The following is a 13,080-nucleotide window of genomic DNA, read 5'->3' as shown; positions in this document are numbered from 1 at the left end:
TATTTTTATAATAAGCTATCGCTCTTCAAAAAAACAGTGCCATTATTTTAGGTTTTTGAACTTTCATATAGCACTTTTGGTCGCCTTTCCTGCTAAGGTCCGCAGGATAATTTTCCTGTCCTGTAACATCAAGATCGAAAATCAGTATAACAGCTGTCAAAATTTACTAAGATATCAATTAATAACCGATGGATAACATTCCCCAAGGTGATTCATGTAACTCCAGTACCAGCCTGGATTCAGATCAGCAAAACATTGCTGATTTTTTCAGGATATCCAAAATATTCTGGCTGCTGATCCTTCTATTGTTGACGCTGGTAGCCACGCCAACGCCTGCTCAAACAGTCATCAGGGGAACAGTTACCGATACTGAAACGGGAGAAACCCTGCCCTCGGCCAATATATCTATTAAAAATACCTACCGGGGAACCATCTCCAATGAAAACGGAAACTATACGCTGAGCATCCCCGACTCCCTGCTCCCGGCCACCCTGATTGTTCGGTATATCGGGTATCACACCCTGACGAAACCTATTACCCGGGAAACTCCTCAACAACAGGATCTCTCTCTTCAGCCTTCGGTTACTGAAATGGATGAAATTGTAGTAACGGACGAAAATCCCGCGACTCGCATCATGCGCGAAGTAATCCGGCGCAAGCAGCAGTGGCGGCAAGGACTCAATACCTACCAGGCGGAAGCTTATACCCGGCAATCACTGGCTAACGATACCAGCATTGTTTCCATTACCGAATCCATTTCACAAGTATTTTGGGATAAAGAGCAGGGGCACCGCGAAGTGCTCAAATCCAAACGGCAGACCGCCAATATTCAGTCATCCGCTAATTTTGCGGGCGTCAGCTACCTGCCCAACCTATATGATGATAATGTTGACATTGCCGGCTTTGAACTCATGGGTATTACCCATCCCGATGCGCTGGACTATTACAATTTTAAGCTGGTAGACCAAACATCCAGGGATGATCAAACCGTATATGAAATTGAGGTAATTCCTGCCCGTAAGCTGCAGCCGCTTTTCCGGGGGACTGCCTTCGTACTCGATGAAGAGTACGCCTTATTGAAAGTAGACCTGGAGCCTAACGAGGTCGTCACTTTTCCCCGGCCGGTCAAATCCTTCAACACTTCCTACCAGCAGCAGTTCAATAACTTTGGCCGGGATTTCTGGCTGCCCATTGATATGCGCATAACAGGCGATGTCAAGGTATCTATGATTGGACTCAATTTTCCACTCATCAGGTTCAAACAGCTTTCCCGGGTTTCCAATTACGAGATCAATACATCACTGCCGGATTCGCTATATCAGCAGGAAGAAACCTTCACCACCGATAGCACTGCTCAGTCCGACTCACTTCTGGTTCAGCGGGCCAGTGCGGTACCGCTTTCACAAGCCGAAGAAGAAGCCTATGCCAATCTCGATAGTACCGCAACGCTTGAAAAAGCATTTAAACCCAGCGGCTTCCTTTCCCGCTTTGTGGACGATGAGGATGACGAACAAGAATCGGATTCCGGTAGCGGATTCAATCCCATGCAGTATATTCCCGGCCAATTGATGCCTAACGGACGTTTTAATCGCGTAGACGAACTTTTCGCTGGACTTAAATATGAAGTTCAGCCCTTCGATCGCCTTACCCTGCGTGGCAACGGGGGCTACAGCACCGGATATGAGGAGTGGAGCTATGGCGGCGGACTATCAGTGCGATGGCTCAATAAAAACTCTATTAACGCTACCGTGGGATGGGATTATAACGCTCGGACCTCCACCCGTTATACCTCCCATATCTATAACCCTTATTTTACCATTATTCCCAACCTATTGGGAAACGATGGTTACTTTGACTACTACCGCTCGGAAGGATATCGCACCTTTTCAAAATGGGATAACTTCGGCCCGGATCTTTCTCTTGAGATTGGATTTAACAGCGAAGACCACCGCTCGCTCCCCACGACTACGGCCTATGACTTCCTGGGTAAATCTAACAACTATCGATTTAATCCCGCTATTAATGAGGGACGATTAAATAGTCTTGACCTGGTAGCGGGCTACAATATTAATGAAGGTTATAACTTTGGAGTAACCGGACAGAAGTATATCCGCTTTGAGATCGAGCACTCCTCGGATAAACTGGGTAGTGACTTTAATTTTACCCGGTACGAAACTCGCCTTGCGTGGTCTTTTCCGACCTTTTATCAGCGCCGACTCTTCCCTAACACCCTGGACGTAGGAATTAAAGCAGGTACATTTAGTGGAGATCTCCCCTACCAAAAAATGGGAGTTATCGACGGGGCGTTAGGTCCCATCAGTCCCTATGGCATCCTGCGGGCGGCCCGGGGACGTCCATACGAGGGAGAACAGTATATTGCTCTTCATGCAGAGCATGATTTCCGAACCATTCCCTTCGAGGCCATAGGGCTTCAACCATTGGTTGAGCGCAATATTGGACTCATTCTCTTTGGAGGTGCCGCCCGCACCTGGGGGCCCACTGCCAGTCATATTCCAGCACAGTCGAACCAAACATATCTGCCGAATGGAACCGGCGGTATCCACTGGGAAGCAGGTGCTTCGCTCAATGGTATCCTTGGGCTATTTCGTGTAGATATTGCTACCCGCATCGATCAGCCAGCCGTTTTGGTAAATGTTGGAGTTGCCCGGTTGTTTTGACACATCTTCCGAAAAAATCGTAACGATATGGCTTTAGTTAGCTACAGCGTTTAACGGTCAAAGTTAAACCTAAATAGCCTGGGTTCGATATGTAATTAAAACATCTCCCTTTCCTCCTTCAGTTCATAAATGGCAGTTTTCAATGGCCGTGCCATAAGAGAATTTTAATCTCCGGCCTTGAAAAGTCAACCATCCGGGTAGGTGTAGGCGGAGCGGAGGATCAAAAATAATTTCTGTCTGAAGCTCCGTGGGGTTCGGAGCAAGTTAAATTATTTTCTGCAGCCCCGGCGGAACCTGATGGCTGAGTTTTCTCAGCCGGTGATTTTTTGATCATCCAAAAAAGTAATACCTATTCAAGTCAAAAGAGAAAGATAAATGCTATTCAGGGACAAAGCCTGATAATTGAGCTTTTTAAGCTATCCCAGAAGTCAATATCCCCGAATAGGAAGTTCGAGAACTTTTTAAAAGTATCGATTGATGATCCCCTTCGGTTTTCATTTTTATAGCCTTTCACCAGCCGTGCCATAAGGGGGGGATTAATTCCCGACGCTGTAAAGAGGACGAGCCATTTAGGCAAATAAGATGCCGAAAATCGGGTAAAAAGAAAAACTGTGTGAACTGGCGGACAGAATGGTACAATAGATCCTCTCGACCCCTAAACATATTTATCATTTAAAAAAACCTTAACCTATTCCAAATTGTTTAGTTTTTTTACTATACTTAGACTCATTTTAAATAACGAATTAAGTCTCGATAAATATGCCAGCTTTTGAATCCGGTTCAAGCCGTCTTTTGGTTATTGCAAGCGTGTTTTTCCTTTCTGTTTTAGCCATTCAATGCAATACCCAGACAGAAAACGCACAGGAAGGGCAAACCGAAAATGAAGGACCTACAAAAGCGATAGAGGATGTCCCGGAATTAGCCGATGCCATGGGGCAGCTTCAGACATATCTGCACAAATACGCATTAGCTCTGGAAGCTGAAAATCACGAACTGGCTACCTTTTACTTTCACGAGGTACGCGCTTCTGCTGATGGTATTAAAGAAAATATTCCTGGTTATGAAGGATATGATATTGCCCGCTTTATGAGGTTGTTCTTTGATCCCGTCGTGGAACCAGTAGAAGAATCACTGGCAAACAGAAACTGGAAAGAAACCCGTGCCAGGACTATAGAATTGGTTGACGCCTGCAATACCTGCCATAGTGCAACTAACCACGGCTTTGTACAGGTTACTCCGGGCTTCTCAAAAAATCCTTTTAACCAGGATTTTTCTCCACGAGAGTAATACTCATACTACATGCGATTACGGCCGCCGGTCACTAATCCGATAACAATAGAGAAAACCGCTGCTCCGATTATAGACCATATGATCGGAAAGGTTTCCCCCTCAATTTCGACAGGGAATATATAGGTAAAACCAAATTCAGCAGCAATATATTTACCAATAAAGGCCCCAATAAATCCCACTACTATAGATACCAGGCAACCTCCCATCGAGTATCCTGCAATGCTCTGACCTATTCCCCCGCATATCGCTGCAATCAGTAAAAGTATTAGTAATCCCGAAAGTGACATAAGAAATAGTTTTAGGTTAGTTTTCGTCTTCTAATATAACGGCAGATTCCAATGGCTTAATCACTACCGAATCATCTGGTTCAAATATGACACGGTTATCGGTATGAACCAAATATTTTCTGTCATTGAGCTCTACATGGTACGTAATATCATGACCTTTAAATTCTCTGCTTACTACCTTACCAATCTCATCCGGATGTTCATTGGTAGCTTTTTCAAGGGTCAGATGTTCCGGACGAATGGAACAGAGTACTTTTCCACAGGCATTACAGTTCAGCCGCATCCTGCCCAAACCGGTATTGATTTCCGATCCCCCGTTTGCATCTGCATGAAATAGATTCGTGCGACCCAAAAACTGGGCAACGAATTTAGTCTTGGGCTGATAATAGACTTCCTCAGGCGTACCAATTTGCTCAATCTTCCCATCATTCATTACCGCAATGCGATCGGCAAATGAAAGCGCCTCTTCCTGATCGTGGGTTACCAGCAGAGCACTCATTCCAGCCTTCTTTAAAATAGACCGTACCTCTTTGCGCATGGAATCGCGCAACATAGCATCCAAATTGGAGAAAGGTTCATCCAATAGTACAAACTTGGGTTTCGGAGCAATAGCCCGTGCCAAGGCAACGCGTTGCTGCTGTCCTCCCGATAATTCATTGGGACTGCGATCTTTATAATCTCCCATACCGGTGCGGCAGAGCACTTCCTCGGCATATACGTTTCTTTTATGTTTGGGAATATCGGTAAGTCCAAAAGCTACATTTTCGAGTGCGGAAAGATGGGGGAACAGCGCATAATCCTGAAATACAAAACCAATACCCCGATTTTGGGGGGCAATATGGTGATCGGGAGATTCCAGCAGTTTTCCGGCAATCTCCACCGATCCCCGGTCAGCGCGTTCAAAGCCAGCAATGAGGCGCAAACAAGTTGTTTTACCGCATCCGCTGGGTCCCAGCAAGGCAAAAATTTCGTCTTCACGTACGGTAAAATCCAGTCCATCGACTACGGGACCGCTTTCATCAAATGATTTCGTTAAATTTTTAACGGTTAATAAATCTGTCATGATTTTTTTACCTCTTTCGAGAATAACAACCCTACAAAGAGAGCTGAAAATAATAAAATTGCAAGTGCAAAGGGAGCTGCTTCTGCAAACATAGCCTCTCCGGTATACGACCACACCTTAAGCGCCAACGTATCAAACCCTATAGGAGACAATAAGAACGTTATTGAAAGCTCTTTCATTGCAGATAAAAAAACCAAGGAAGCAGCTGCAATAATTCCACCCCGCAAAAGCGGAAGCGTTACTTTAAAAAATGATTTTATTGAAGAATAACCTAACGATTGTGCGGCTTCCTCAAGCTGGGGAGGTGCCTGGTATAATGCACTGCGAACCGGACCTATAGCCTCTGCTAGAAAATGAAGCGAATAGGCAATAACCAGCAACAAAAGTGTTTGGTACAGCCATGGCGAAACATAGAGAGAAAAGAATACCAGGGCCAGAGCAAAGGCCAGCGGTGGTGTAGCGTATCCCAAATACGCTACACGCTCTATGGGATTACTCAATTTTGTGCGATACCGTACTCCTATATAGGCCAGGGGCAGAGCCAGAGCCGTACTGAGCACGGCTGCCGGAGCCGAAGCCTTTACTGAGTTGAGAAAAGCTTCAAACAGATCACCTGCAACCGCCGCAAATACCGTCTGGTTCATCCAGTAGCTGATAGAAGAAACCGGCAAAACAACAGCAACCAAGAAAAGTATTCCTATAAAAGAATAGGCCGGAATAGTCCAAGGACCTAAATCAAGAAAGGTTTTGGCCTTGGCGGCTCCCCGTCCCAACCGGTGAAAAATAGCCTGTTTCAGCAACCGATATTCTAATACCAGAGCTCCTGTAGTCAGGGCCAGAAGCATCAAGGCCAGCCAGGCAGCGTAAATGCGATCATAAGCCGATAAATACTGCAGGTAGAGCGCATAACTAAAGGTTTCAAAACGCATCAGCGAGACCGTACCAAAATCACCGATTACATGGAGACTAACCAGCAGTCCTCCCGCCAATAATGCCGGCTTTAATTGTGGTAAGATAATTTTAAAAAAAGTGGATTTGGCATCATGCCCCAGTGAGCGCGAGGCCTCTTCTATAGACTGGTCCAACCCCAGGAGCGCCGTTCGCAAATTCAGATACAAGTAGGGAAACGTACATATGGTAAGCACAATGAGTGATCCGCTGAATCCGCTTATTCGGGGGAAATTCCACCCAAACATGGTATTAAAGGTTCCGTTATAACCTCCCAGCCCTAACAGAGCGTAGGCCATAATATATCCCGGCATTGCCAGCGGCAGTACTCCTAAAAGCGTAATAAACCGCCGGGCCTTGATACGGCATCGAACGGACAAATAGGCCAGCGGCAAGGCAATAAGGGTATCAAACAACAGTACACTTCCGGTTAGGAGTAGCGTGTTGCCTAACAGGCGTAAATTACGTATCCTAAAAATAACGTTAGTGAGCATCTCTGAAGATGCTCCAAATGCACGTATGAGCAGATAGACCAAGGGCAGCAATACGCCGATGGCGATTAACCCCGCTACTGCCAACAAATACCACGGCGGTGATTTTCTATGTATCTTTGTGTCTAAAATACCGGAATTTAAGCTATAAGGCGTGAAATATTTAGATCAAATCTAAATAGAAACCATCATTATAGCAACTTGAAACTGTAGGGTTCATTTGGAACTACTTTATGTAATTGAAGTTCAAACTATGATTTCTGAATACGCATTTTCCAACTATATAAATTCCCATCATGAAAAGATATACCATACTTTTACTGGCAATAATTTTTATAACCGGAGGGATAGTCGGCTGCGGTCCAAGTGAAGAAGAACAAAGAAAGGCCGAGCAAGCCCGGCAGGATTCCCTGGAGGAAGTCCGCCAGCAGCACCTGGAAGAGCGGCAAGATAGCATTGCCCGAGCTGACAGCATTAAAGCCGCTAAAAAAGCCCAAGAAGCTGAAGAGGAGGAAGAGCGCATGGATGTTGCCTTTGATGAAGACGGGAACTTTGCCGTACAGGTAGAGGCGTGGCGATCGCGCAGGAAGGCTGAAGAGCAAATTAAAAAGTGGCAAAATCGCGGATTTGAGAATGCCTTTGTCGTTCAGCATGGGAATGAGGAAACCGGTGATATCTGGTTTCGCGTTCGGCTGGGACGACTTTCCACACAAGAAGCTGCCCGAAACCTCCAAGCTCAAATTAAAGAGAATTATGGAGCCAATTCCTGGGTATCAACAGCTCAATAAATAAATACTGGTTAGCTTTTTATTTATGAGTGTGCACTTATGACTATCATATCGCCGGATGCTATTCCTGATAAGCTTTCTCAGCTCGATGATTTCTTATCTGAGAAAGAATCAGACTGCAATTTAAGGCCCGGTGCTGAGGCTAATATTATTTGGCAGGAGGATAAGAAGCACAGACAGACCGAATATGCTATCGTCTATTTGCATGGATTCCGTGCTTCCCACCCAGAAGGCGATCCGGTGCATAAAAAAATTGCTGACCAGCTGGGCGCACATCTTTATCTGAGCCGGCTCGAAGAACACGGAATTCGTTCTCCGAATCCCCTAAGGAACCTAACAGAACAAAAATTAATAGATTCCGCACGCTTTGCCTTTGCTATAGGACGAAAGATTGGTCGCAAAGTAATTCTCATGGGGACCTCCACCGGTGGATCGCTTGCTCTTTTTCTCGCAGCCACTTCATCTTTTAGAGAAAATATCAGCAGTCTCATACTCTACTCTCCGCTCATCCGGTTTTATGGCATCAAGCAAAAGCTTTTACAGTGGCCACTCAGCCGAAATATGCTCAGCATTATACCTGGAAAGTCATATCCTATTAAGGAAAGTGCTGCAACGAAAGCTGAAGAACGTATCTGGTATACATCCTATGCATTGCAGGGGGCATTAGCGCTGGGTAAGTTTATTGACCAACATATGCATTCTCCGACCTATAAGAAGGTTCATTGTCCCGTTTTGGCCGGATATTATTACAAAAATAAACAACTGCAAGATAAGGTGGTTTCGGTAAAAGCGATTCAAAATATGATGCCTAAACTAGGCACTTCTTCAAAATATCGCAAAAGTGTCGCCTTTCCGCACGCTCAAACTCATGTTATTTGCAGCTCACTCTTATCTCAATCAGTATCCAGTGTTATAAAGGAAACTTCCTGTTTTCTAAAATACATTGGCACACAATAAAATAGCGAGAACGAAAGACAACATAATCCCCCTGTTATGAAGTGAAAATTAATGTTAAGAAAATATTTGCTTCATATTGGTGAAATATTGTAACTTGATATGCGCTCAAGTAGCGTCTCTCTTGATGAATAGTCAGGGCCTCACAACTGATACTTGTGAGGCCTTATTTTTTTGAATCCTCTCTTAACTTTTTTCGTATAATAAGTTATTCCTCCATTTGTCCATTCCATTGGAATTTAGAATGATACGGAAATTGTTCTTTTTTCACAGCATGAATGGTATTTTTTATTATGTTAGGTACTTTAATTCATCCGGCAAACGATATCTAATTCTAAAAATGCAGCAATGAAAAATTTTAGCATCAACCATAAAAAAGTGGACGACTATGATGTCTTAGAACTTTCCGGTGAGCTGGATGCCCATACCGCTTCGCAACTCGAAAATGCTCTGAAACGACTTATTGATAATAATCAGCACCTTATTATCGTCAACTGCGAGGAACTCGAATATATTGCAAGCGCCGGTCTCGGTGTATTTATGGCATATATTGAAGACGTGAGAGATATGGGCGGAGATATTAAGTTGAGCAATATGAATCCAAAGGTATATAATGTTTTTGATCTGCTTGGCTTCCCTACGCTATATGATATTGTTCAAAAAGAAGAAGAAGCGATCCGAAAGTTCGAAAATGAAGAAAGTGAATAGGCTCAAATTTGTCTGAATCAACTACTACATATAATATTTCTGTACCCGCTTCCACGGAATATCTTTCCAAGGTACGTAACTTTGTGGCCAACCATGCCTCAGAATGTGGTTTCACTGAGCAGGAAATAGCAGATATACGCCTAGCTGTAGATGAGGCCTATACCAATATTATCAAACATGCCTATAAAAACGATCGGCAAAAGGCTGTTGATATAGAACTCGGCTGCGATCAATCTGAACTTTGGATAGCACTGCTGGATACCGGAAATGCTTTCGATCCCAATAATTATAAAAAACCAGATATTCGAGAAAAGATTAAACGCAAAAAAAGAGGGGGAGTGGGTGTTTATCTTATCCGCGAGCTGATGGATGAGGTGGAATATCAAACAGACGAGTCGACTAATACCATTCGTATGACAAAAAGAAAATAACACTTTGAGTCACTCAACCAAACATTCCACTGACCGCGAATCCCGCTTTGAATTAACGGCCCTGCTCGAGACTTCCCGCATGCTCGTGGAGTCTCACGATATGGACTTTGTCCTAAACAACCTGCTGTTTATTACCATGGGTAAACTAATGGTCAGCCAGGCCATGATTTTAATCTACCATCCCGCACGGAATCTCTATGAGGTTTCCAAGTCAAAAGGTCGCCACTGGCCCCAGGAAGGCGAAACCATCTCCTTTTCTTCTCCCCAAGATCTTCAGGATAGATCAGTAATACAAACCGGAATTGATGATGTGGATCTTCCGGAGGTAATTGAGGAAAAAGAGCACTCTACCTTATTTAACCTGCAAACCAGTAATAACCATATCGGTTTTCTTTGCCTCGGCGCAAAAGGAAACGACCAGCCTCTAACAGACGACGAAATTGCCTTTATAGAAAGCCTTTCAATAATTTCATCAGTTGCAATTGCCAACTCACGCATGTTTGGGGAACTCCGAAAAATTAACCGGCAGCTGGACCGAAAAGTTTATGAACTCAATACACTTTTAGATCTGAGCAAAGATTTCAACATCATGGTAGATCGGGATGAGATCATCCGGATCTTTAAATTTGCCATGTTGGGACAGATGCTCATCCGTAAGTTTTTCTTTATACTGGAACACGAACAACAACGCAGGTTTGTTACCACCAGTGGTATCCAAAATGAAGCGAACGATGATGAAATTACTGCTCTTTTTGAACTTGAAGAGGATGTAACCCAAGTAGACGAGGAAATTGCTAAGCACATTCCCTTCCTTCAAAAAAATGAAATCCATGCGGTAATCGGCTTGCGGTTCCAAAGTGAAAAAATAGCTGTGATCGGAGTCGGACCGCGGGCAAATGGTGAGGAATACAGTAGCTCCGATTTTAACTTCCTGCAATCGCTCGGTAACCTTGCGCTCCTCTCGATCCAAAAGACCTTTTTGCTCGAGGAACGTATTGAAAAAGAACGTCTTGAAGAGGAGTTATCCATTGCCAAGAGCATACAAAAAGGATTACTACCGGATCCTATTCCCGAGTGTGAGCAGCTCGATATTGCGGCACAGAACATCTCATCGGCACAGGTTGGCGGAGACTATTTTGATATTTTAAAAACTCCAGCCGACCATTTATTGCTGGCAATTGCCGATGTAACCGGCAAAGGTATGCCGGCAGCATTGCTGATGGCTAATCTTCAGGCGATGTTACACATCCTGCTGCCCATTGATATTACCTTGGCCCAGGCATCTGACCAAGTGAACGATCTTATCTATCAGAATACACCGAACGATAAGTTTATCACCTTTTTCTGGGCCATCTTTAATCCCGAAGCATCCACCCTTCGCTATGTAAATGCGGGGCACAATCCACCGATTCTTCTCCGTAAAGGAAGCGATACCCCTGTTGAGCTACAAGAAGGCGGATTGATTTTAGGGGCCATGCCTACTACTACACCTTATAAAGAAGCAACTGTTGAACTTTCCTCAGGAGACCTGCTGGTTTTATATACAGATGGCGTTACGGAAGCTAAAAATCCTGCAGAAACGGAGGAGTTTGGGGAAGAACGGCTGCTTACTTGCATCAAAAAAAATCGATCAAAATCCTCCGAAAAAATCAAACAGGCAATTATTGACGAGGTACAGTCTTATGCCCACGGGATACAGTATGATGACATCACTCTTATAGTCCTTAAGGTAAACTAGGAGCCTGTCGAACTTAGCTTAAACCTACTGCAAAAGCACCAGTTTGGCCAGATTACGAGCTCTTTTTTGTTAAATAACCCGCTATCCGCCTCAAAAGATCCCAAAATCTGCCTCAAACTGACACATTTTCGTTACGATTTCCTAAGTCCGACAGGCTCCTAGAAAAATCCCAAAACCCCGGGTGAGGACTGATTCAGCTCTAACTGCCGCATAGTCAAAACATTCCGGTAAATTTCATACCTGTTCTTGACCTCCCGCACATATCGGACGGTTTCTATACCCCGACAAAAACCGTGGCGCGCTTTACGATAATAGCTCCTGTGCATTAACTTTAGCAAGGCATCGGCTACCGGTTCCCACTCATTGGGGTTTTTATTCTGATCTATTGCCAGCCTACGGGCATCGGCCAGATGTCCCTCTCCTACATTATAAGCGGCCAAAGAAAAAGACCACTGATTTGTACTGTCCATATAGGAATAATGATCTAAATGCCTCTTCAGAATACGCACCCCCTCCCGTACATTGATTTCTTCATTATAAAGCAGCGTTGTATCCGAAACCTCGGAGTATTGGGGCATCACCTGCATTAAGCCCATCGCACCGGCCCAACTCTTGGCACGGGGATTAAACTTTGTCTCCTGAGCTACAACTGAAGTAACCATTAGCCAATTTATTCCCGCTGAATCTGCTACCGATTTTATCAAATCATCATATGGAGATATACCGTCTGACTCTCCAATACTGGGGTTGGGACTATAATAGTTGGCTAATCGCCGTCCTCCCTCAAAATATCGTTTACGAAGAACCTGCAAAAAGAGCGATCGCTTGGGTTCTTTGTCCTCTCTTAGCTGAAAATGTCCCTCTAAATAATTATTAAGCTCTTTTTTCAATTCAGGAGCATTATTGCGCACCGCCCAGGCAATAGTATCTTTCTCTGCGATGGTAGGCCCCTGTACCAATCCATCCATATAGGAAAAAGCAGCCTGAAAAATATTATCGTCTGCCACCGTTACCTCATACTTTCCTTGTGAGACATCAAACAACAACGACTCCGTATCTTTTTCGTTAGGTACCAAATTTACGTCAATATCAACTCCCTCTTCTTTCAAATCCTGCATGCGATGGAAATAGGAACTATTGCTTCGGACCGTTACTGATAATCCGCTTTGCGCCAGTTCTTCAATAGTCTGGGGAGGATTATCCAGTTCAGAGGAATAAACCAACACTTGATCTACCAAGTTATAGGGACGCGTAAAATCAACATATCGCTGACGTTCGGGTGTTGCTGCATAATTGGCGGCAATAAGATCTCCTTTCCCGCTATTCAATAAATCATACGGACTTTCATTAATACCGGTGATTACTACTTCCAGAGCTAAGTCATGTTCTCTGGCAAACCGACTCACAAGTTCGTATTCAAAGCCCCATTCAATTCCCTGATGGAGGAAATAGGTATTAGAACTGTAACGGGTAATCATACGAAGAACGCCATCCTCCTTGATCTTATCAAAATCGCGCTGCACCGGTTCGGTAACTCTAATTGAAAGTCCCCTATCATCTACAGGGGATTCATTGCCGGAACCACATCCTCCCAGCCAAAGCGAACAGCTAAGCACTACTGCAAGTCCGATTCCTATTGTACGCTCCGTACAACTATTCATAACCATTAGTTTAGTTACCAAAAAGCCACGTTATTATCTCATC

Annotated in this window: 11 protein-coding genes; 7 read left to right on the top strand and 4 right to left on the bottom strand. The window is 44.3% G+C overall.

The window, feature by feature from the left end:
• Positions 1-188 precede the first annotated feature (188 nt).
• Entirely contained in the window at positions 189-2,678 is a 2,490-nt protein-coding gene (locus tag ABEB05_RS08985; RefSeq protein WP_265789462.1) for a DUF5686 and carboxypeptidase-like regulatory domain-containing protein, read from the top strand.
• A 759-nt stretch (positions 2,679-3,437) separates the two neighbouring features.
• Positions 3,438-3,965: a hypothetical protein gene (locus tag ABEB05_RS08980; RefSeq protein WP_265789460.1), complete on the top strand. Its 528-nt coding sequence runs from the start codon at positions 3,438-3,440 to the stop codon at positions 3,963-3,965.
• Between the two features lie 8 nt (positions 3,966-3,973).
• Here ABEB05_RS08980 and ABEB05_RS08975 read toward each other — a convergent pair whose 3' ends face one another.
• Genes ABEB05_RS08975 through ABEB05_RS08965 form a run of 3 tightly spaced genes read right to left on the bottom strand, consistent with a single transcriptional unit; the run spans position 3,974 to position 6,847 of the window.
• Positions 3,974-4,255 (bottom strand): GlsB/YeaQ/YmgE family stress response membrane protein, encoded by a 282-nt coding sequence (locus tag ABEB05_RS08975; protein ID WP_265789458.1) that lies wholly within the window; start codon positions 4,253-4,255, stop codon positions 3,974-3,976.
• Positions 4,256-4,271: 16 nt separating this feature from the next.
• The gene (locus ABEB05_RS08970; RefSeq protein ID WP_425558407.1) at positions 4,272-5,321 is read right to left on the bottom strand and encodes an ABC transporter ATP-binding protein; all 1,050 of its coding nucleotides are present in this window, start codon (positions 5,319-5,321) and stop codon (positions 4,272-4,274) included.
• A complete protein-coding gene (locus ABEB05_RS08965; protein ID WP_265789454.1) occupies positions 5,315-6,847 on the bottom strand; it encodes an ABC transporter permease in 1,533 nt (510 codons plus the stop codon). The genes ABEB05_RS08970 and ABEB05_RS08965 overlap by 7 nt, the downstream gene beginning before the upstream one ends.
• Before the next feature lie 206 nt (positions 6,848-7,053).
• Between ABEB05_RS08965 and ABEB05_RS08960 the strand changes: the two genes are divergently transcribed.
• The 5 genes from ABEB05_RS08960 (at position 7,054) to ABEB05_RS08940 (ending at position 11,376) form a co-directional block, all read left to right on the top strand.
• A complete protein-coding gene (locus ABEB05_RS08960) occupies positions 7,054-7,545 on the top strand; it encodes an SPOR domain-containing protein (protein ID WP_265789452.1) in 492 nt (163 codons plus the stop codon).
• A gap of 39 nt (positions 7,546-7,584) precedes the next feature.
• Positions 7,585-8,502, top strand: a complete 918-nt coding sequence (locus ABEB05_RS08955; protein WP_265789451.1) for an alpha/beta hydrolase — start codon at positions 7,585-7,587, stop codon at positions 8,500-8,502.
• A 345-nt stretch (positions 8,503-8,847) separates the two neighbouring features.
• The gene (locus ABEB05_RS08950; protein WP_265789450.1) at positions 8,848-9,207 is read left to right on the top strand and encodes an STAS domain-containing protein; all 360 of its coding nucleotides are present in this window, start codon (positions 8,848-8,850) and stop codon (positions 9,205-9,207) included.
• 8 nt (positions 9,208-9,215) lie between these two features.
• Positions 9,216-9,638: an ATP-binding protein gene (locus ABEB05_RS08945; RefSeq protein WP_265789449.1), complete on the top strand. Its 423-nt coding sequence runs from the start codon at positions 9,216-9,218 to the stop codon at positions 9,636-9,638.
• Between the two features lie 4 nt (positions 9,639-9,642).
• A complete protein-coding gene (locus ABEB05_RS08940) occupies positions 9,643-11,376 on the top strand; it encodes a PP2C family protein-serine/threonine phosphatase (protein WP_265789448.1) in 1,734 nt (577 codons plus the stop codon).
• A gap of 158 nt (positions 11,377-11,534) precedes the next feature.
• Here ABEB05_RS08940 and ABEB05_RS08935 read toward each other — a convergent pair whose 3' ends face one another.
• Positions 11,535-13,037 (bottom strand): MltF family protein, encoded by a 1,503-nt coding sequence (locus ABEB05_RS08935; RefSeq protein WP_265789447.1) that lies wholly within the window; start codon positions 13,035-13,037, stop codon positions 11,535-11,537.
• Between the last annotated feature and the right edge of the window lie 43 nt (positions 13,038-13,080).

Origin of the sequence: Fodinibius salicampi (assembly GCF_039545095.1) — a bacterium.
Taxonomy (GTDB): Bacteria; Bacteroidota; Rhodothermia; order Balneolales; family Balneolaceae; genus Fodinibius; species Fodinibius salicampi.
The sequence above is the reverse complement of the archived record's forward strand: the minus strand, read 5'-3'. Positions and strand labels throughout refer to the sequence as shown.

What these genes read in the sequence shown, in the direction of transcription:
- ABEB05_RS08955 (WP_265789451.1), top strand. Translation starts at nt 7,585, where the DNA reads ATGACTATCATATCGCCGGATGCTATTCCTGATAAGCTTTCTCAGCTC.
- ABEB05_RS08935 (WP_265789447.1), bottom strand. Translation starts at nt 13,037, where the DNA reads ATGAATAGTTGTACGGAGCGTACAATAGGAATCGGACTTGCAGTAGTG.
- ABEB05_RS08950 (WP_265789450.1), top strand. Translation starts at nt 8,848, where the DNA reads ATGAAAAATTTTAGCATCAACCATAAAAAAGTGGACGACTATGATGTC.
- ABEB05_RS08960 (WP_265789452.1), top strand. Translation starts at nt 7,054, where the DNA reads ATGAAAAGATATACCATACTTTTACTGGCAATAATTTTTATAACCGGA.
- ABEB05_RS08980 (WP_265789460.1), top strand. Translation starts at nt 3,438, where the DNA reads ATGCCAGCTTTTGAATCCGGTTCAAGCCGTCTTTTGGTTATTGCAAGC.
- ABEB05_RS08985 (WP_265789462.1), top strand. Translation starts at nt 189, where the DNA reads ATGGATAACATTCCCCAAGGTGATTCATGTAACTCCAGTACCAGCCTG.
- ABEB05_RS08975 (WP_265789458.1), bottom strand. Translation starts at nt 4,255, where the DNA reads ATGTCACTTTCGGGATTACTAATACTTTTACTGATTGCAGCGATATGC.